Below are 20645 nucleotides of genomic sequence, written 5' to 3' on the forward strand. Positions count from 1 at the left end.
TTAGTTATTTTGAATTAGCGTTAATAATCAATTTCTCCAAAAATCTGATTTGGTCTGCAAAGTAAGCATTTTTTTTTGGATATTTCAAGCTTAATTTTTTAATTATTTCAAGAGCTTTTGAATATCGTTGCTGTTTAACATAGATTTTTGCCAAAGTTTCCGTAAAACAGCTGTCATCTTCCTCTTCTTCCTTCATCGTTTCTTCTTCGGTAAGTTCGTCCGAAGAGGTTGGCGAAGATGGCATTTCTTCTCTTAAAGGTTTCTTGCAGAGGGGAGAGTCGCTCTCGCTCTTTTCTATAAAGTCGTCAATCAGTTCGTAGCCTTTGAGTTTGGGCGTTTCTTCGGCCGGCCGTTCCGTGGCCGGAGTCTCCTCCAAAAGATAAGAGGTGTAATCCATCGAATAGTCGAAGCTGGTGCGGGCAGTCACCTCTTCGGGTACTGTGGACAAGAAAGCGTCGATCAATGCTAATGTGCGGTCTACGGACGGTTCATCTTTCAACACCTCCGTGAGAGGTACTCCCTTTTTCCGTGCCTGCACATCATAGCGGTCACCTTCAATCAACCGGAACAACTGCCGTCTGTCTGCAATGTAAAGAACTGCTTTCCGCAGTTCTCCACCAAAACTAATATCATGGAGAATATACAGATTCTTCAGATACAGCAGACGAAGCGACTGAAAATACGGATACCTCGCAAGAAGATTGCGCAGTTCGTACAAAGTATCCCTATTCAGCGTCTCGGGATGCTGAATCCATTGTTGAAAGTTAACAGAAGTCATTTATATTACCAGTTTGCTACAGTTGCATTAAAAATTTGGTCGGTGATCTCTTTAGACATTTCAGCAATCAATCCGTCCTGTACGGCAGTCAGCAACTGGCTAGAGTCGTAGGTACGGAACGCAGAAAACTGTTGTTCAAAGTCTTCGGCATGATTGGTGTTGTTGACAAAACGCACATTGACGGTGATAGTCAACTTCGTCTCCGAAGAATAACCGTCGGCAGATACTGCCTGGTTGTACTGATTGTATCCTGTGATTTCTCCGTCAATCTGCAAGTCGGCATTTTGACTCGGCTTGAGCAGTTGCAGACGGGTCTGCCGGATGAAGATATCTTTCAGGTCCTCATTGAATTTGGTTGCCAACGGAGCATATACATACTCCGACTTGATCGGGAAGTCGGCTATCGAAATGGTCTTTACCTTATCATAATTGATAGACGATCCGTTAAACTTATAGGAAACAGTGCACGCAATGACTACCAACGGCAAGCCGAACAGTAGCAAAGGGCGTATTATTTTCTTAATCCAATTCATATTCTTTTATTTTTCTATAAAGTGTACGCTCGGAAATATTCAAGTCCTTGGCCGCACTCTTCCGCTTTCCGTGATGCCTTTCAAGTGCTTTGCGTATCATTTCTTTCTCCACTTCGTCCAGTGACAAAGGGGATTCTTCTACATATTCTTCCGTGTCTTGTATGTCATCATCATCCTTGCAAACCGTAGGCTGCATGGTGTGAATGATAGCAGGTACCGAAGGTTGATGCGCCGTCACTACCGGAGTAGTAACCACCGTTCCCATTTGTCCTACCTGCCCCACCTGTCCGGCACGTTCCGCCATCAGGTTGTGCACCATCTTCTTCAGCTCCGCCACTTCCTGGCGCATATCGAACAGAACAGAATAAAGAATCTCCCGTTCGCTCTCAAAGCCTTTACTCTCACGCGTTCCCATCAACGCGGGAAGACGTTGCGTATTTTGTGCAGGAAGATAATTCTGCAAGATAGCAGCAGAGATCTCCCTATTGGTTTCAATGATAGATATTTGCTCGGTGATGTTCTTCAACTGACGCACGTTTCCGGGCCACGGGTAAGCCAACAACTCTTTCTTCGCATCCTCCGTCAACTGAATAGCGGGCATCCGGTATTTCTCTGCAAAGTCTGCGGAAAACTTACGAAACAACAAAAGTACATCGTCACCACGTTCACGCAAAGGCGGTATCTGGATAGGCACCGTATTCAACCGGTAATATAAATCTTCACGGAAACGTCCTTCTGCAATCGCTTGTGTAAGATTGACGTTGGTAGCCGCCACCACACGCACATCCGTTTTTTGTACTTTGGACGAACCTACTTTCATAAACTCGCCACTCTCCAGTACACGGAGCAAACGTGCCTGGGTAGACATCGGCAACTCCCCTACTTCATCAAGAAAAATAGTACCGCCGTCGGCTTCGCCAAAGTACCCTTTCCGTTCGCCAATCGCACCGGTAAACGCACCTTTCTCATGTCCGAACAGTTCGGAATCAATCGTACCCTCCGGAATAGCGCCACAGTTGACAGCAATATACTGCCCGTGCTTCCTCCGACTATATTGATGAATAATCTGCGGAAAACTTTCTTTTCCGACTCCACTTTCTCCGGTAATCAGCACAGACAAATCGGTAGGAGCTACCTGAATGGCAACATCTATGGCGCGCGACAATGCTTCAGTATTTCCAATAATACCGAAACGCTGTTTCACTTGTTGTATCTCTGCTTTCGTCATCACTCGTTTTTAATCTTCGTCTACTGTATCCAGCTTCAGTTTATCACTATCGTCACGTTTCTCGTAATACTGTTTACGCAACGGATTGGCACGAGCCACTTTTTCCCGCTGACGATTACGGAACACGTCGATGGCAACATAGATTGCCTGACGGAAAGAATCTTCACAAGCCACTCCCTTGCCTGCAATATCGTATGCCGTTCCATGAGCCGGAGAAGTACGTACTACCGGCAGGCCTGCCGTATAGTTCACCCCGTCTTCCATAGCCAAGGCCTTGAACGGAGCCAGCCCCTGATCGTGATACATCGCCAGGATACCGTCAAAATGAGTATAATTGCCTGAACCCATAAAGCCGTCGGCCGCATAAGGACCGTAGCAAAGGATTCCTTTCTCTTCCATTTCTTTCATGGCAGGGATAATCACTTCCTGCTCTTCCATTCCCAACAAACCACCGTCTCCGGCATGAGGATTGAGAGAGAGCACCGCAATACGCGGAGCGCCGATACCGAAATCCTGTTTCAGACAACGATGGAATATCATCAGTTTCTCCTGAATCAATTCTTTGGTAATCGTAGTCGCGATCTCTCTGACAGGGATGTGTGTCGTCACCAAAGCCACCCGGAAGTCATTCTTCATCAAAATCATCAATGACTTATCACCATTGCCCAGACGTTCTTCGATATATTCCGTATGTCCGGGGAAGGAGAACTCTTCCGACTGAATCGTATGTTTGTTGATCGGAGCTGTTACGATAACGTCTATCAATCCTTCGCGATATTCTTCGATGGCACGTTCCAAAGCCCCCAACGCAGCTTTACCGGCTTCGGGATCGGGTTTGGAAAATTCCACTTTCACCTCATCATCCGTACAGTTCACAACGCTCAAACGGTTGTACCCCGCTTCGGTAGCAGAGTTGACAATGCTGAAATTGGCCTGTATATCCAGCGCTTTGCGATGATAAGCCGCTACTTTCGGCGAGCCATAAATGATCGGAGTACATAGTTCCAACATCGTAGGGTCGGAAAATGTCTTAAGAATCACCTCATAGCCCACCCCGTTAATATCTCCTTGGGTGATACCTATCCTTATCTTGTTATCTTCCATGTTTTTATTTATTAGTTTGTTCCGCTTCCTTAGATGCCTCTCCCAATGGAATCTGATTCTGCTGAACTTCATTCGGAAGTTTCAGTGTATACAGAGATGCTTCCATCTGGCGTACCAGGTTGCGTTTCATTTTATCAGGTGAATAAACAAATATTTCTGCTGTAATAATTCGTTGGTTTTTCTCGTCCAGACGAGTATGAGACACATACGGACCACCCATAAAGTCGCCCTTCATACGCCACAGGCCACGTGCTTCCATTGTGTAGCTGTTCTGTACATTGATCGGACGGACATCGGTCAGCAAACTATCGGTCGACATATAAACGCCTTCCTTGAATCCGGGGATATTGGCTTTCATCACGGAGTCACGTTTGTGCACAAAATATTCTTTGGTAAACGTATCCTTGTCAGTGTACGGATAAGAGTACATCACAAAGTTACGGTCGGCAGTACCTGTGTTGGTAGAAGCCCAGAAGAAATCATCCCCGGTCTTTGAATTAGCCAGTTCGGCATCCACCCAGATGTCGCATCCGAACAAACTGTCCACTTTCTGCGAAATGAAATTACTGTGTTTCCCTTCCAGGAACGTAATCTGACGGTTCATTTCCGCACGGGTAAAGAAGTCGACAATCGTCTTTTTGTTCTCTTCCACAAACTTCTCAAACTCTTCTTCGTTCGGAGCCTGGATAGTCAATATCATCTGCGGATTGGCATACACGTCCTTCGCATATTTGAACGAGGCTTTCGTATATATATCCTGTATATCTACAATAATAATGTTACGTATCAACTTCAGCGTAGAATCATAATCTTTCGGTGAAGTATACATAATCCGGAAAGAAGGTTCCGACTGCGGCAAACCGGGCATATCAGCATCGAGCGCATCATGTAAAGCCCTTCCGGCAGCACGATCCCAAACACCGTGATCTACTACAACCAAAAGCTCGTAAGCACGACCACTAGAGGTGTGATTTCCTTTCAGACCACAAGATGCAACGACAAAGGCTACCAAAGCGATGCATAAAATAAAAGAGTACTTTTTCATGATGTTCGGTTTTATATATTAACTTTCATTATTTTTCTCCTGTTTCGCTGTCGACAGCATACCGCAAGCGGCAAAAATATCTTCGCCTCTGGATGAACGGATAGTGGTGAAAAGTCCGTGTGACGTCAGATAATCACGAAAACGGGTCATCGTATCCATGTCCGCTCCCTCGAGGTCTACCCCCGGTATGGCATGAAAACGAATCAGATTCACCCTGCAATCCAGCCCGCGAAGAAGTTTCAGCAACTCTTTGGCATAGACCTGCGAATCATTGAGCCCTTTAAAAACAATATATTCAAACGAAAGTCGACGTTGTTTACTAAAATCATAGTTTTTTAACAGTTCCACCATTTCGGTGATTGAAAACGCCTTTTCCGCCGGCATTAATTCAGCACGCTGAACGGTCAGCGGCGAGTGAAGGCTGATGGCAAGGTGACAGTCATTTTCTTCGATAAAACGCTGCAATCCTTTCCGTAGCCCGACAGTAGAAAGCGTGATACGCTTCGGACTCCATGCGTAACCGTAGGTAGCGGTCAGTAGTTCCAATGCCTTCAATACCTCATCCAGGTTATCGAGCGGCTCGCCCATTCCCATCATTACGACATTAGTCAGTTTGTCCCGTTCCGGCAGCGAATGAATCTGGTTCATGATCTGGCTGGCGGTCAGGTTAGCCGTATACCCCTGTTTGCCGGTCATACAGAACTTACAGTTCATCTTGCAACCTACTTGTGACGACACGCACAACGTTGCCCGGTCATCATCCGGTATATAAACCGACTCTACAAAATGGTTCTCACCCACTTTATAAAGATACTTCACCGTACCATCTACAGAGCGCATTTCATCTACCGGAGCTTCCGCTCCCACCTCATAGTTCTGCTTGAGCAACTCCCGGTGTTTCAATGACAAATTAGTCATATCATCAATCGAGGCTACCTTCTTTTCGTAAAGCCAGGATGCAATCTGCTTGGCAGCAAAGCCGGGCATACCCAGTCTTTTTGTCAATGATTGAAGCTCTACAAGAGTCATTCCTAAAAGGGGATATTTAGACATTCTTCTTTCTGTTGATAGTTTATATCTGCAAATGTAAGGAAATAAAGTCGATTTCCGTATAGCAGGAATGTAAAAGTTAACAAAAAAGGGAAGTATGCCTCCGTTATGATTCAACCACGCTGATATATTGAAGTAGCTTTTGCGCCATTTCAGAATCCTCGCCATTCTTTTTCACTTCATGACCGTACGCCTCACGGAAACAAGCCAGCGCCTCTTCCCGTTCATTACAAAAGCTGTGCAAAACCCCTAAGTTCTGACAAGCCAGAATCGTATCTTCTTCCTCCCATCCCAAATACTTCTTTCGCAGTTCAAGCTCTCTGAAGAAAGCCTCTTTCGCCATTGGATAATTCTCCAACTTCACATAAGCCTGTGCTTTGTAATAATATACCAGACAGGAAGCATTAGGGTCAGCATCATCGTGAAAATCCAAAGACGTTGCAATACGAATCACGTTATCATAGTCTTTATTCATGTAATACTGCTGCATAATATCACATCTCAATGCCTCGTAGCGGACAGTCAGTTCCGCCAGACGCGGTTTTTCGCTGAAATACATTTCATGCAGAAGAGACTCACGGAAGAATAAAGTAGATGCCTGCTCATCGCCACGTTCATTCATCATCCGTTTGAATTCCCTGCACAGATAATACAACTGTTTATGACAAGCGACGATCTGTTTTTTACTATCTATCTGTATAGCAATGTCCAACGCCTGATTCATCAGCATCCATGCTTCATCGTATCGTTTGATATAATAAAGACATTTACCCTGCATACGCAAACATTTAGCCACTCCACCGGACAGCCTGCCATTCAACGACTCGTGCATTTCAGCTACTTTCCGGAATTTCTCGGCAGCACTCTCTTCCTCATCCTTATAGTAATCACAATAAGCCAGATATTCGGAAAGTTCAATGACTTCTGCCTGACTCTTCTCATCAGCAGAAGCCGCATGATAATCAAGCGCCCTATTCAGATAGGTCACTGCTTCATTGTATTGCTCATTGTAGTAATATGCCAGAGCTAGATTTCGGCAGGTGTTGGCAATCTCCAGTTCCGGAGTCGGTACTATGTTTTCCTGCATCACCAATGCTTTCAGGAAACAGTCGCATGCCGTTTCGTACTCTTCATTACGGGCATAGCGGCATCCCTCATTCATCTTCAATACCGACTTGGCAATGAGTGGCATGGCAGCACCTTCCATACTCTTCTCACTCACAGCAGCCGCCGCCTTCGTCAGATGGAAAGAACTGCTCAAGAAAGTAGCCATATCATTAGCAATGACAGGAATTAAAAAAGAATCGATCTCATCAAAGTCCAATTCGGCATAGACTTCAGGCGTAACTTCAGGATTGTCGTTCATGATCGCCTTCCAGCTATCTTCCAACAGAGAACGATTCGTGCGATACAGAATCTCGAAAATCTCCACATCACAAATCCAATCCTTCAATATATCCCATTCTTGCATCTTATAGCATTGATAGGTAATCTCCACTTTATAGCGATACGAATCATGGTAGCAGAACTGTTTCATGCGATAGTTATAATCGGCAAAAGTCAACGGATGGGAAAGGATCTCTTCCTCATCCAGCAGAGCGGAAATAATTTCATGGCGACTATCATCTATACATTCGTCATCTTGAGCGAAATAGCGTTCGATCGCCTCTACCATTTGTGTGTCACCAATGCAATATCGTCCTCCTTTGTTGGTGAGCCAGCTGCTCATTTCCACTCTCAACTGCGACCAAAGTATCTGATTAATGTCTGCCATGCTCTTCACTTCATCTTCGGTAAATCCTTCTAAAGTAAGTGAAAGCATCAGAAGCGTTCTTCCAATCTCTTCGAAACCATAATCAGCCGACAAACGCCGTAACACACTGTCATAGAATTGCCCAACCTCATTGAGCCGGCAATATCCACTCATATATTCATTGAGAGCATCGTACTGACCGAACGAAACCAGCTCGTTGAGCAATACACTTAAACAGCGCGGTTGTTTAGCCAGCACCCACGAAGCAAGAATATCTTCCTGTTGTGCGGACAAAGCCTTGGAGTAAGTAGACAAATATTGCTTTGAGAACGACTTGGCATCCGCCTGCGAAAAGCCATTCAACTGGAAATGAGCGTAGCCATTCTGAACAAAGGGCAGGTAGGCAGTGGATGACGCAGAAAAGCTCAACACGACTTTCACGTTCGGGGGAATAGATGCAAATAAAGAAAACAGGGATGCTTCAGTCGGATTCAGATAACTGATGTCATCAATCAACAGAATGATAGGGTATCTTGATGCACCCAGCGCACTCCACAACTGACTGAACTTTTGGATAGAATTCAAATCTTCTTCAATCTCCTTGAGGTTTCGAAGTGTGTTCCCTGAAAAAGTGTTCAAGCCAGCATCTCCCATCAAAACCGAGTTTTTCACGGCGTCCATGAGGGATTTGGCAGTGCTTTGGGTCGAGTCCAGTTCTTTTGAAACTTCCGCCGCGAACAAATTTTCCTCACCCAAAGATTGATGCTTGAGTGCGTTCTGGCATTTGGAAGCTAACATTCTCGCCAACGTTTCCGGATAAGAAGACAATGTAGTACTATCCAAGCGATGATAGATAGGAATCATCGGCATATCATTGTTCACCAAATCGCTCCAATGAGCCAACAAAGCACTCTTGCCAAGACCGCAACCGCCCGTTACCACCAGACACCGCTGTTCATCCGCCGCCAAAAAATCAGCAAACGCCTGATCTGCTTCAGGTATTGGGTGATAATTGAATAAAAGTTCATTGCGCGTCAGTTGTTCTTGCAATGCTTGATTATCTTCAACGGTCAGTACATCCGGAAACTCCCGTTCAAGCAATTCCGTGAAAGCAGCTTCCACAAGGTTACACAACTGATCGGGCGAATCATACTCCTGCACAGGATAACGATCCTGTTGCAAAATACTCTCTTTCAGACGTTTCAGTTTAAGAGACTCCTCTTCAGGGCAAGACCGTTCATCATCTGCCGACTGTTTTATATAAAAATAGGCATGTAACGGATTGGGATTGCGCAGTACACCAAACTGCATTTCAATTTCCGTCACACTCAAATGGTGATTCAAGTCATCTTCTATCCAACGATATTCCAAGCTGTCATTGAGAGTTTGAGATAAATCTTCATAACTGGGACACCATCCATAGCGGTCGCCTACCATACCAATGAAGAAAGGCCGGGAGTTAACGATCTCTTTCAGGCATATTTCAACAACCTTGCCGCTTTTAGCATCTTCTTCTGTGATTCCCCAACGCAAATCAACCAATGAAATGGTGGCACCACGGCTGGCAGCCTTCACTTGCAAACCCTTAAAGAGTTTGACTAATGCAGAACGTTCCATCTCCATGTCTCTGAACGTTGAAGAAAGGAAAACACGGATAACACGTGAATTTTCAGCGGGAACTGAATACTGGGCTAGTTGTTTAGTCATAATATAGATTCGTATTAGTTAATGAAGTATTTCGCAAAGCCAATTGATAAAGATTGGCAAGATATGGAAATTTAATCAGATAACAAAGGCCATAAACAAAAAAAACGAGCACAAAAAAGGCACGGATTACACGGGGTTCGCGGTTCCCTCAAAAGTTTAAACCGCGTAAATCCGTGTAATCCGTGCCTAATATCTATTACTTGCTACTTGTTTAGAAGAACAAGAAGCGTGTATCTTTTACGTTTGCTTTCAGATACAAATCATTCATCAGACGGCTGGCAAAACGTGCGTGCATGTTAGTCAGCGTAGCTTCTTCTGCTTTTGCGTCGAATGTTTCGTTCAGTTTATCCTTGCCGTATACCTGCAATACAAATACTCCGGCATTACCTTTGATAGGAGCGCTCAACTGATTTACTTCAGCTGCAGAAGCATAAGCACCTACCAGCGGTTCGCTGCTGCGCAATGCTGATACGTATGCAGGAGCTGCAAAAGTAACCATCTTCAAAGAGTCGCTGACTGCATTAGTCATCTCTTTGTACTGGTTGAATGAAGTTGCATTGGCAGCTTTCATGTCAGCCATAATCTTTTCAGCTTTCTTATCTTTTACGATTTCAGCTCTCAACTGATCCTGTACTGCTTTCAACGGACGATATCCTTCCGGCTTAATGCCTACCAGACCTACTACCATCATGTGATCGCTTTCGCCACATTCGTACAAGCCGGAAACATCACCCGGTTTTGCTTTATCAAACGCCCATCTCAACGCTTCTTTTGTGCCTCTTACACCACCGATATTGTGTTCAGAGCTACTCAAATCCATTCTGTCGAGCAGTCTGTAACCGGCTTCTTCAGCGTTAGCTACCATCTTTTCTACACTCGGATTAGCTGCGATAAACTGGCTGAAATCATTATAAGCACGGTTGTAAGTTTCTTTGCTGAACTCTACTTCACGTTTGATAACAGCTACTTTATATTTGTCTTTTACAGATTTCTTGTTAGTCACCTGAAGAATTACGTTTGCTTGTCCCATCGGCAAGTTCACCAGTTCGTTTACACCTGCATTGTTGATAGCAGAGATAAATTTCAGGTTATCACCGTCTATCTGTGCACCTTCGTACTGTGCAGAAGTTAGCCAGTTTGCATCACCAGTCTGACCATATTTCTTTGCCAGGTCAGCAAAGTTAGCACCACCTTTGATCGCGTTGTAGATACTGTCAGCCAATGTCTTTGTCTTCACAGCATCTTCTGCGTATACCTGAATCTGACGGAATTCGACAGAGTCGGCAGCAGCAGCTTTAGCTACAATTTTGAAAGAGTTGATTGTATTGTCGGCACCGTTATAGTAAGGACCATAAATAGTACCTACCGAAGCAGAGTCCAAACGGGCAACTACATCTGACGGGAAAGCTGTTTTGTTATAGAACAAGTCTACATAAGGAGCTTCCGAGCCAGTCGAGCGGATGAAAGAAGTATAATCTTCCGTAGTAGTAGCCAACTGTTCAGTAGCTTCGTCCACTTCTTTCTGGATAGCAGCTCTGTCTTCAGCACTTGCAGTCACTTGTACATCAATGTACTTGATGTCACGAGTTTCCTGATATTGCTTGAATTGTTCTTTCTTCTTGTTATACAAGTCTTTCAGTTCCGATTCTTTCACTACGATTGTAGAGTCCACTACAGAAGAGTAAGGAATACCAGCCATCAACACGTTGTACTGGTTCACTCTTGCATCGAAAGCGTCCTGTGCTTCCACCGGATTAGAAAGAAGAGCTTTAGACACCAATGCCTGATACTTTTCTGCCAGACGGCTCTCGATCAGTGTTTTCTGAATGAAAGACCAGTATTTATACATGTTATTGTATTGTTCAGCATACTGTGCCGGCATTTGTGATTCGCTCATCTTGGCATATTCCACGAGGAACTTGTTCAACATATCCTTGTCGAAGTTTCCTGTTTGCGGATTCTGGAAAGGAGTTTGTCTCAACAAAGGATGAACGCCAGCTTTCAGGATGTCCTGGATTTCAGCAGCAGAAACAGTCAGTCCCAATGCTTTTGCTTCTTTTTCAATCAGTTTATTGTTTACGTAGGAACGCCATACTTCATCGCGCACCTGATTGGTTTGTTCGTCATTCAAGGCGGTCACCCCACGCATGAGTTTCACCACTTCGGTATATTCTTCTACCAAATTCTGATACTCTTGAGCGGAAAGAGCGTCTCCGTTCACCTCACCTACGTCATGTGCCTGATGCGGCTGCATCACCTTCCATGCGTCACCCGCAATGAAAGCAAACAGCGCCAAGCCGATAACAATCACCAATAGAGGTCCTTTCGACCTAATGTTTTGTAACGTTGCCATTTTGATTAATACGATTTATGTTTATTATTATTTCTTTCTTTTGTCGTTTTAGCGCACGAAGATACAAAAAATGCTAATATGCATCTATTTATTGGCTAAAAATTTCTTGATTATCGTCATTATTCCAAGACTTTTAATCGCACGAGTTCTATTTTTGTCGCTGTGACCTTAATTATCTTGAATTGATAACGTCCTACCCGGACCACTTCATGCAACTTCGGGAAGCTCTGATATTGGTTCAGGATCAACCCTCCTACTGTCAGATAATCATCCGATTCGGGCAAGTCGAGTCCGTACGTCTCATTGACTTTTTCTATCTCCAGGCGGGCGGACAACACATACTCGCGTTCGTCGATTTGCTTGCTGATATAGGAAGTGTTATCGTGTTCGTCTTCTATATCTCCAAAGATTTCTTCAACGAGGTCTTCCAGAGACACGATGCCGGACGTACCGCCAAATTCATCCACCACTACGGCAATCGTTTTCTTTTGCTGCATGAAAAGTTTCATCAGTTTATGGGCGGACATGGTTTCGGGCACAATCGGCACTTGTTTCACATTCTCATGCCAGTTTTTCGGGGCACGGAACATTTCCGACGAATGGATATAACCGACTACGTTATCGATATTCCCGTCATATACGATTATCTTGGAGATTCCGGATTCTATGAAGCGGCTTTTCAGCTCGTCCAGCGAAGTAGTCAGATCGACAGCCACCACTTCGGTACGGGGAACGATGCAGTCGCGGATTTTTATGTTCGAGAAGTCGAGGGCGTTCTGGAAGATTTTCACTTCCGTGTCCAGCTCTTCTTCATTTTCGGCATTATCAATGCTGCTTTGTACGAAGTAATCGAGGTCGACTTTTCCAAAAGCTCTGTCGGACGCATCCTTATTAACCTTCATTCCAAAGAGGCGAAGGAAGATACAAGACAAGCCGGAGGCTAATTTGGAGATGGGATAGAGAACCACATAACAAACAATAAGCGGAATGGCAAAAACATTCAAGACCAGATTGGGATTGATTTTGAAGATTGTTTTCGGCAAAAACTCTCCAGTCACCAGGATAATCAGGGTAGAAATAACGGTCTGCGCCAACACCATCAGGAAATGATTGTCAATGAATCCCGCCAGCAGATTGTCGCCGATAATCTGTGCCATCAGAATACCATAGATGACTAGTGCGATATTATTCCCCACCAACATGGTAGAGATAAATTCATTCGGGTTCTTGAAGAAGATAGAAAGGATGCGGGACGTAATTCCCCCCTTGCGTTCCATCTCAAAACGCAGTTTGTCTACCGACACAAAGGCAATCTCCACTCCTGAAAAGAAAGCGGAAAAGACCATGGTGATAATTAGAGAGATATAAATATTCATAAGTTTTGATTTACGATCAGACGATTTACGAGGTACGGTACAATGATATGACTTCGCCTATTTCGCAGCATCTTTATTCACTGAATCCGGCAGTGCTTTTGTTTCCGGTTGGGGCGGACCGCTACTCGCTTCCTCGTCCACATAGAAAATACCTTCAATATTACGAATGGTATATATAGTCATTTGCTGGTTCGAGTCGAAGCCGTGTCCTGTGATAATTCTGTCCGGTTGCTGAATACGTATAAACTTGTCGGAATACACTTTTTGAGTGGCCTCATTCCAGTAGAGCAGTTCGGTATTAAAACGCTCTCCTTTGCGGTTCTGTATATCCACATTTCCTATCAGCTTCCAAAGCCTTTCTTTGTCATAATAATAGGCAGTATCTGCCTTAATACTGGCTTCTACATTAAAGATAGAGTCGAACTGCTCCATATACACACCTTTTTCAAACGCCCAATACGAAGGCTTTTTACGGTCGTACATCATCCACTCTTCCGTGTTCACCCTATAACGTGTCACTCCGGAATCGGAAATAAGGGTAGTGACTCCTAATGTGGTCATCACCGGAAGAGAATCACGTTCTGTGATAGCCTCTCCCATAGCTTTCTGTTTTCCGCCACAGGAAGATAATAAAAGAAGCATAACAACCACCCCGAAGGTGATTGTTATGCTCATGCTTTTATGCAACAAACGGTTTCTTCGTTTTCGCAACATACGGTTATCTAATCGTTGTAGTCTCTCCTATCCAACCGCCGATAGTGATGCGGTCGCCTTGCTTGTAACCTAACATAAACAGGTCTTTAGCTTGTGGAGTATGACCAGAATATCTACCGATCAAGCTGTTAGCTTCTTCAGCTACGCTCGGATCTACTTGTTTTGCACGTTGCAGTTTGTCGATTACTGCAAAGTAAGTACACTTGTTCAAAGCTGACTCGTCGCTCCAGTTAGGACTCATTGCATACAGATTGGCAATCAGGATATATGGAGCACCATAGTTTTCGTTGAACCCGATAGCTTTCTGGCAATATGCTCTTGCTTGAGACAGTTTTTTAGCAGAAGCCAATACTGCTGCGGCAGCGTATGCTTTTTCAGCTTTCTTCACGTTGTCAGTTTCCAATCCAATGGCTTCGTCGAAGAATTTGACAGCACCGTCGATGTCACCTTTCTTAAATGCCTGGTAAGCACATCCGGTAGCGGCATCTGCACTAGGTTCTATTTTGTACACATAGAAAGCAGCCTGTTGATAAGCTTCGCTTTCCGTACATCTCATCATTTTCATGATGTCAATTACTTTCTTCAAGTAAGCCAGGTCTGTTTGGTTAGCTTCTACTTTCGGTCCATAGATGTTTTGCAGTGATTCGCAATCAGCTGTTCCGCTGTTTACAAACAAAGCAACCAGATTATCTTTGATACCTTGCAAGTTTTTCTTCTTTGCTTCGTTCGTTTCAGCAGCAATAGCAGCATCAGCATATTCAGAAGCAGCCAGATAATCCTGAATGAATTGTTCCTTATGGTTAGGATCTGTTTTCAGTTTATCCAAAGACATTTGCAGGAAATAGAAGATAGTAGCGGCAGCAGATTCAGCTTTTACTGCATTTACCGACTGGCTCAACCATTGATAAGCCTGATTAACATCAATTTTCGGAGCGAAAGCGATGTAATCTACTGCTTTGATACCCAGAGCTTCATCAGCAGAAGACACTTTTGTACCTTTAGCCAAGAACTCATCTGTGTATTTGATACGCAAATCATGCGTATTCATCAGTTCATCAAAATATTTCTGATATTCCGGATTATTCCTATCCTTGATTTGTCCCATCAAGCCTTTCAGAATTTTATATCCGTCAGTAAAAGTATAGAAACGAAGCGTCGGGCAGTTTTCCAACACAGCTTTCCAAGGAGTATACGCATCTTTAAAGTTACCTGCACGCACAGCTTCATGCGAGATACTACTGTTCGAGTTACAGTTAGTCGCATCCTGTGCTACCACAGTGGTTGCCCCTGCCGAAAGGAACAACATAGCCACAAGCGTTTTAATTTTCATTGTATCTAAATTTTAGTTGTTATTATTATAGTCGTCTATTCTTTCTCTTCTTACATTCATTTCAATTACTCTACTCTGCGTTTGAAGAACCAACGTTCGTTGAACGTCAATCCGATGCTAACGCGGAAGATATTTTCGTTTACAAAGGTCGATTCCTGTCCACTTACACGAACAAACTGTCCGCTGATGCTAAGGATGGAACGGGAACGAGGCACAGGCAGACCGAAACCGGCTGTTACGCCATATTCGCGGGCTGCGTCTTTACCGCCAATCTTATAATACGGAGTCGTATAATAAGCTCCCAAACGATATTTGATGTGGGATAAATAGGAACGTCCAATCAAATTGGGAATATATTCCGCACCCACTGATATTTTATGACGGTCGCAATACGTGTATGTTTCATCAAAATCTTCACGTACAGCATCATCCGATGTATTTACGCCAAACTTAGCTTTTGACCACTGTTGCAAACTATAATCCAGACCGACAGTCAAACGTTTGTCATAGTTATATGTAAAGCCGACGCCAAAAGTATTAGGCACTTTAAGTGTAGCATCCGGGTTCAAGGTGGTAGTAGAAACAGCTGTACCCGTAGAGTTTGATACCATTTGCGTCGTTACACTATAATCATTACCCAGTTTCAATTCCGGAGAATACACAGCTCCAATTGTTACTGAATGCTTTTTGTCAATATCCAATGTATATTGTGCTCCAAAATCTAGTTTATAACTCGAAACTGATGCAATCGACTGGTGATTATAATTATAAGCACCTGATACACTTGGATAATAAACTACACGTGTACGGTTTATATCTCCCCAAAAATAAGAAGCGTTCACACCTACCGAAAAGTTTTTGAGCACCTTCACACCCAATCCGGCATATAATTGATGCAAGCCTCCATCCCCGGTATAATTTCTTGCATAATCAGCCGTAGCACCAGTCCCCGGATCAGTTGCAGTCTGTGTATCCGATACAGAATATCCCACATTGGAGAACGGCAACAATCCGATACTCATCGCTATCCTCGGATGCAAACGAAATTGCATAGCCAGATAGTCAAAGCTAGAGTTTTTAGCGTTCAGTTTCACACCGCCACCACTAATATTCATATTTTGCAGACTAACGCCTCCTTCAAAAATAAACGTCAACGAGTCAATGGCTGTATACGAAGCAGGATTCAGCGGATTGATCTGTGCTCCATCCCGAAGTCCAAAAGCAATTCCCCCCATCGCCTTGCTATTCCCGAAACTCTGATCGGACAAGTCGCCATAGCCATATCGTGTATAAGGAGAGTTTGTATTATTTTGAGCGATTGCCATTCCGGTAACCATCGTGAGCAAAAGCGCACAAAGTGTGTGTTTAAATCCTACCATTATTATAGTTTAAAATTCTATTTAATCCTTTCAACACTAAAAATCTATCTGCAAAGATGATACTTTTTACGCTGCTATCAAAAGAAAAATCATCTCCGCCCGTTAAAAAAACCAAAAGTTCAGGATATTTATGCTTCATAGACTCAATATAACCTGAAATTTCGTATTCCATCCCTTTCATCACTCCGGCGCGTATAGCCGTTTCGGTATCCCGTCCCATCGGGAGTTTGCGCCCGTTGGTGTCTACCAGAGGCAAACGTCCTGTAAACTGATGCAGTGCCTTGAAACGCATCTGCATACCGGGAGAAATATTACCGCCATGATACTGGCCTTTTGAGTCGATAAACTCGTAAGTAATGCAAGTTCCCGCATCAATCACCAATATATCCCGATGAGGAAACTGCTCATTAGCACCCACTACGGCAGCCATACGATCATATCCTAATGTTTCGGGAGTTTCGTACAGGTTGACAACCGGCAGCGGAGTCTGATGATTGAGCCAGAGCAAAGGAAACGGCAAAGCGGCCAAATCAGCTAAAACCTTTTCGTTTAGATCAATGACAGTAGCCACAATCCCCTGTTCAACCGGATATTGAGAACAAAGAGCTTTCAAGCAACCTAGAGACTGATTGGATTCAGCTACTACATCCACCATTTCTCCGCCGTCGAAGAAAGCAATCTTTGCCTTTGTATTTCCTATGTCGATTATTAAATTCAAATCTTTTGGTTCTTTAGCGGGCGCAAAGGTAAAGTAAAAAAAGAAAAGTTGAAGCATAGAAGAGGAATTATCTTCTTTTTTCATTTTAGAAATCCCCCCAAACAAAAAATCGAACTATCTATTTTTAAATAGAACAATTATCTTTTATTGTTTATTATGTATTCCACTTTGCGTTCGGCAGTCCTTTTTCATTACATCATAAACAACTAATAAGCAATAGATTACAAGAGAAAAACAGCGTTCCACAAAGCGTTCCACTATTTTGTAATCAATTTTCCGTTCCAGCAGAAACATTATTTCACCCAAACAGAGGCTCCGTTTTATCTCATCTAAAGGCAAATTTCCTGAATCATCTTCATTTTTTCATTCACAAAACACAGAAAAAGTGTGTTGAGCGAACTATATTATATAGATTATTATATTTTAGTATTTATATATGTTCGGTTGGTGGTTCGCCTACTTTTTTTCGAGCGTTGCAAACGCATGACAGACAAGCAGTTGAACCACCTTCAGGGGGTGTTCGTTTGGCTGTTCGATTTTTTAGCCCCAAAATAGAGGCTCTATTTGAGGGAAACAGAGCCTCTGTTTAAGCCATATAGAGCCTCTGTTTGTATGAAATAGAGACTCTATTCCGATAAAACAGAACCACCGTTTTCCCGAATCCAACAATTCTTCCTATATTTGCCACCAAAATAAAACGAGCCTGCTAATGAAACGGTTTTTCTTATATACAATCCTCTCCTTCTTCCTGTTGCTTCCGTCCGCCGGACAAGCACCTGCCAACAGCAACGACTCCATTCGCTTGAGCTTGTTGACTTGCGCTCCCGGAGAAGAAATATATTCCCTGTTCGGACACACTGCCATCCGCTATGAAAACCCGTCACAAGGGATTGACGTTGTGTTCAATTACGGATTATTCAGTTTCAACACTCCCAACTTCATCTTCCGCTTCTCGCTCGGAGAAACCGATTACCAACTGGGAGTAACGGATTATGAGCATTTTGCGGCTGAATACGCATTCTACGGACGCAGCGTGTGGCAGCAAACACTAAACCTGACTGATGAAGAGAAAACAAAACTAATCCAGTTATTACAAGAAAATTACCACCCGGAAAACCGGGTGTATCGTTATAATTTCTTTTACGACAATTGCGCCACCCGTCCCCGGGACAAGATAGAAGAAAGCATTGCAGGAAAGGTGGTTTATCCGACGGAACCGCAGGATGGTTCGCGCACTTTCCGCGACATCGTACATCAATATTGCAAAGGACATCCGTGGGCGCGTTTCGGCATCGACCTCTGCATCGGAAGCGAAGCCGACCAGCCCATCACACAACGGCAAATGATGTTTGCCCCCTTCTATCTGATGGATGCTTTCGACGGCGCACAGATCTCCACAGATACCTATTCCCGTCCGCTTGTCAAGGCCAACGAACTGGTAATCGACGTCACTCCCGAACCGGATGAAAGCGGCTGGATGCCCACTCCGCTCCAATGCTCGTTACTCTTATTTATACTGACAGCCGCCGCCACGATCTATGGCATCCGCCGGAGAACCGGATTATGGGGGATCGACCTTGTTCTTTTTGGCATGGCAGGTATCGTGGGATGCGTCCTCGCCTTCCTCGCCCTCTTCTCCCAACACCCGGCAGTCAGCTCCAATTTCCTGTTATTGGTTTTCCATCCGGGGCAACTTCTTTTCCTTCCCTACATCGTATATTGTGTCCGAAAAGGGAAGAAATGCTGGTACTTGACCTTGAATCTGGTCGTTTTAACACTTTTTATAGTGCTTTTTCCTGCAATTCCGCAAAGATTTGACTTTGCTGTTGTACCTTTGGCACTCGTTTTGCTGATACGTTCAGCAAGCAATCTGATTGTGACATCTAAAAAGAAATAATGAAAGGACTACTAACTTCCCTCATCACCGTACTGACTTTCACCGGGCTACAAGCCCAGTCACTGCCTTCCGCCCCTAAATTAGTGGTAGGGCTGACTATCGACCAACTGCGTACGGACTATCTGGAAGCGTTTTCGTCACTCTACGGCGAGAAAGGCTTCAAACGTCTTTGGAAAGAGGGAAGAGTGTTCCATAACGCCGAATATACCTTCTGCGGCGTAGACCGTGCTTCTGCCATCGCAGCTATTTACAGCGGCACGACGCCTTCCATGAACGGAATCATCTCCCAACGATGGATGGACGCCTCTACCCTTCGCCCCGTCAACAGTACGGACGATACCGAATTCATGGGATATTACACCGACCAAACGGCCGCACCCACCAAATTACTGACTTCCACCATTGCCGACGAGCTTAAAATAGCGACCCAAGGCAAAGGACTCGTATATGCCATCGCCCCCGATTGCGACGCCGCGCTTTTCGCAGCCGGACATGCCGGAAACGGTGCTTTCTGGCTCAATCCCAACACCGGAAAATGGAGTGGAACGACCTATTATGGAGAGTTTCCGTGGTGGGCAAGCCAATACAATGACCGGCAGGCGATTGATTTCCGTATTGCGGGTATGACATGGGAACCGGTATTCCCCCGTGGCATGTACACTTTTCTGCCAGATTGGCGGGATATACTCTTCAAATATAAATTTGACGACGACCGTAACAATAAGTACAGACGCTTCATCGCCAGCCCTTTTGTGAATGATGAAGTGAACGCACTTGCCGAAGAGGCATTGAACAAAAGCTCCATCGGCATGGATGACATTACTGACTTATTGGCACTCACTTATTATGCAGGAAACTACGCACATAAATCCGTACAGGAATGTGCCATGGAAATACAAGACACCTATGTGCGTCTCGACCGCAGTATCGAAAACCTGCTCGAAGCGCTCGACAAGAAAGTAGGACTACAAAACGTGCTTATTTTCGTCACTTCCACCGGATATACGGACAGCGAATCGGCTGACTCGGGATTGTACAAGATTCCCAGCGGAGAGTTTTATCTCAACCGTTGTGCCGCCCTATTGAATATGTACCTGATGGCTACGTATGGCGAAGGAAAGTATGTGGAAGCTCACCACAACCAGCAGATTTATCTGAATCATAAATTGCTGGAAAAGAAGGAACTGAATCTGGCAGAGATCCAACAAAAGTCAGCAGAATTCCTGATGCAGTTCAGCGGAGTGAACGAAGCATATTCAGCCAACCGGCTGTTGCTGGGTTCATGGACGCCGGAAATTCATAAAATACGCAACGGCTACCACCGCAAACGTTCGGGCGACCTCGTAATCGACGTCCTTCCCGGATGGACTATCGTCAACGAGAACGGCGGCGAAAACAAAGTGGTACGTCATTCTTATATCCCTTCACCGCTGATTTTCATGGGACATTCCGTAAAACCGGCCATTATCCAGACACCTGTAACCATTGAACATATTGCGCCCACACTGGCACATTTCATGCGCATCCGGGCTCCCAATGCCTGTACTTCTGCTCCTATTACCGACCTACGGTAAAAATTTACTCACAAAAACAGGGAGCAAAACATAAATAAATCAGCATTTTAATGTAACTTTGCGGAGATTATTCGCCACAAATTCCACAGATTCACACTGATTAAAA

15 protein-coding genes are annotated in these 20645 nt (G+C 44.3%); 2 read left to right on the top strand and 13 right to left on the bottom strand.

Annotated elements, in window-relative coordinates; genetic code table 11:
- Nucleotides 1–4: 4 nt before the first annotated feature.
- From BSAG_RS05575 to BSAG_RS05515, 13 genes are all read right to left on the bottom strand, one after another.
- Nucleotides 5–778 carry a hypothetical protein gene (locus tag BSAG_RS05575; RefSeq protein WP_004315826.1) on the bottom strand — a complete coding sequence of 258 codons (774 nt, stop codon included), beginning with the start codon at nt 776–778 and terminating at the stop codon, nt 5–7.
- Nucleotides 779–783: 5 nt separating this feature from the next.
- Nucleotides 784–1311 (bottom strand): LptE family protein, encoded by a 528-nt coding sequence (lptE, locus tag BSAG_RS05570; RefSeq protein WP_004315825.1) that lies wholly within the window; start codon nt 1309–1311, stop codon nt 784–786.
- Nucleotides 1298–2539, bottom strand: a complete 1242-nt coding sequence (locus tag BSAG_RS05565; protein ID WP_004309800.1) for a sigma-54 interaction domain-containing protein — start codon at nt 2537–2539, stop codon at nt 1298–1300. Before BSAG_RS05565 ends, lptE begins: the two co-directional genes overlap by 14 nt.
- Before the next feature lie 9 nt (nt 2540–2548).
- Nucleotides 2549–3643: a 4-hydroxythreonine-4-phosphate dehydrogenase PdxA gene (pdxA, locus tag BSAG_RS05560; protein ID WP_004315824.1), complete on the bottom strand. Its 1095-nt coding sequence runs from the start codon at nt 3641–3643 to the stop codon at nt 2549–2551.
- A gap of 4 nt (nt 3644–3647) precedes the next feature.
- Nucleotides 3648–4688, bottom strand: a complete 1041-nt coding sequence (locus BSAG_RS05555; RefSeq protein ID WP_004315823.1) for a DUF4837 family protein — start codon at nt 4686–4688, stop codon at nt 3648–3650.
- 18 nt (nt 4689–4706) lie between these two features.
- On the bottom strand, nt 4707–5741 hold the full coding sequence (gene rlmN / locus BSAG_RS05550; RefSeq protein WP_008017001.1) for a 23S rRNA (adenine(2503)-C(2))-methyltransferase RlmN: 1035 nt from the start codon (nt 5739–5741) through the stop codon (nt 4707–4709).
- A 103-nt stretch (nt 5742–5844) separates the two neighbouring features.
- A complete protein-coding gene (locus tag BSAG_RS05545) occupies nt 5845–9198 on the bottom strand; it encodes a DUF4062 domain-containing protein (protein WP_008017002.1) in 3354 nt (1117 codons plus the stop codon).
- A gap of 211 nt (nt 9199–9409) precedes the next feature.
- Nucleotides 9410–11551 (bottom strand): peptidylprolyl isomerase, encoded by a 2142-nt coding sequence (locus tag BSAG_RS05540; protein WP_008017005.1) that lies wholly within the window; start codon nt 11549–11551, stop codon nt 9410–9412.
- Nucleotides 11552–11670: 119 nt separating this feature from the next.
- Nucleotides 11671–12927: a hemolysin family protein gene (locus tag BSAG_RS05535; protein WP_004314044.1), complete on the bottom strand. Its 1257-nt coding sequence runs from the start codon at nt 12925–12927 to the stop codon at nt 11671–11673.
- 57 nt (nt 12928–12984) lie between these two features.
- On the bottom strand, nt 12985–13602 hold the full coding sequence (gene lptC, locus BSAG_RS05530; protein ID WP_008771162.1) for an LPS export ABC transporter periplasmic protein LptC: 618 nt from the start codon (nt 13600–13602) through the stop codon (nt 12985–12987).
- A gap of 43 nt (nt 13603–13645) precedes the next feature.
- Complete coding sequence (locus BSAG_RS05525; protein ID WP_008017009.1) at nt 13646–14971, bottom strand: hypothetical protein; 1326 nt, start codon at nt 14969–14971, stop codon at nt 13646–13648.
- A gap of 65 nt (nt 14972–15036) precedes the next feature.
- Nucleotides 15037–16350: an outer membrane protein transport protein gene (locus BSAG_RS05520; RefSeq protein WP_008771161.1), complete on the bottom strand. Its 1314-nt coding sequence runs from the start codon at nt 16348–16350 to the stop codon at nt 15037–15039.
- Nucleotides 16337–17125 (bottom strand): type III pantothenate kinase, encoded by a 789-nt coding sequence (locus tag BSAG_RS05515; protein WP_008020984.1) that lies wholly within the window; start codon nt 17123–17125, stop codon nt 16337–16339. The genes BSAG_RS05520 and BSAG_RS05515 overlap by 14 nt, the downstream gene beginning before the upstream one ends.
- A gap of 652 nt (nt 17126–17777) precedes the next feature.
- Between BSAG_RS05515 and BSAG_RS05510 the strand changes: the two genes are divergently transcribed.
- Nucleotides 17778–18965 (top strand): DUF4105 domain-containing protein, encoded by a 1188-nt coding sequence (locus BSAG_RS05510; protein ID WP_004314049.1) that lies wholly within the window; start codon nt 17778–17780, stop codon nt 18963–18965.
- Nucleotides 18965–20539 (top strand): alkaline phosphatase family protein, encoded by a 1575-nt coding sequence (locus tag BSAG_RS05505; RefSeq protein ID WP_004314050.1) that lies wholly within the window; start codon nt 18965–18967, stop codon nt 20537–20539. The genes BSAG_RS05510 and BSAG_RS05505 overlap by 1 nt, the downstream gene beginning before the upstream one ends.
- Nucleotides 20540–20645: the final 106 nt, after the last annotated feature.

This window comes from Bacteroides sp. D1, from assembly GCF_000157095.2.
Lineage (GTDB): Bacteria > Bacteroidota > Bacteroidia > Bacteroidales > Bacteroidaceae > Bacteroides > Bacteroides xylanisolvens.

Excerpts from the sequence above, each read along its gene's own strand:
- BSAG_RS05545 (WP_008017002.1), bottom strand. The coding sequence starts at position 9,198 with ATGACTAAACAACTAGCCCAGTATTCAGTTCCCGCTGAAAATTCACGT.
- BSAG_RS05520 (WP_008771161.1), bottom strand. The coding sequence starts at position 16,350 with ATGGTAGGATTTAAACACACACTTTGTGCGCTTTTGCTCACGATGGTT.
- BSAG_RS05525 (WP_008017009.1), bottom strand. The coding sequence starts at position 14,971 with ATGAAAATTAAAACGCTTGTGGCTATGTTGTTCCTTTCGGCAGGGGCA.
- BSAG_RS05540 (WP_008017005.1), bottom strand. The coding sequence starts at position 11,551 with ATGGCAACGTTACAAAACATTAGGTCGAAAGGACCTCTATTGGTGATT.
- rlmN (WP_008017001.1), bottom strand. The coding sequence starts at position 5,741 with ATGTCTAAATATCCCCTTTTAGGAATGACTCTTGTAGAGCTTCAATCA.
- lptC (WP_008771162.1), bottom strand. The coding sequence starts at position 13,602 with ATGAGCATAACAATCACCTTCGGGGTGGTTGTTATGCTTCTTTTATTA.
- BSAG_RS05575 (WP_004315826.1), bottom strand. The coding sequence starts at position 778 with ATGACTTCTGTTAACTTTCAACAATGGATTCAGCATCCCGAGACGCTG.
- BSAG_RS05515 (WP_008020984.1), bottom strand. The coding sequence starts at position 17,125 with ATGCTTCAACTTTTCTTTTTTTACTTTACCTTTGCGCCCGCTAAAGAA.
- BSAG_RS05565 (WP_004309800.1), bottom strand. The coding sequence starts at position 2,539 with ATGACGAAAGCAGAGATACAACAAGTGAAACAGCGTTTCGGTATTATT.
- BSAG_RS05555 (WP_004315823.1), bottom strand. The coding sequence starts at position 4,688 with ATGAAAAAGTACTCTTTTATTTTATGCATCGCTTTGGTAGCCTTTGTC.
- BSAG_RS05505 (WP_004314050.1), top strand. The coding sequence starts at position 18,965 with ATGAAAGGACTACTAACTTCCCTCATCACCGTACTGACTTTCACCGGG.
- BSAG_RS05510 (WP_004314049.1), top strand. The coding sequence starts at position 17,778 with ATGAAACGGTTTTTCTTATATACAATCCTCTCCTTCTTCCTGTTGCTT.
- pdxA (WP_004315824.1), bottom strand. The coding sequence starts at position 3,643 with ATGGAAGATAACAAGATAAGGATAGGTATCACCCAAGGAGATATTAAC.
- BSAG_RS05535 (WP_004314044.1), bottom strand. The coding sequence starts at position 12,927 with ATGAATATTTATATCTCTCTAATTATCACCATGGTCTTTTCCGCTTTC.
- lptE (WP_004315825.1), bottom strand. The coding sequence starts at position 1,311 with ATGAATTGGATTAAGAAAATAATACGCCCTTTGCTACTGTTCGGCTTG.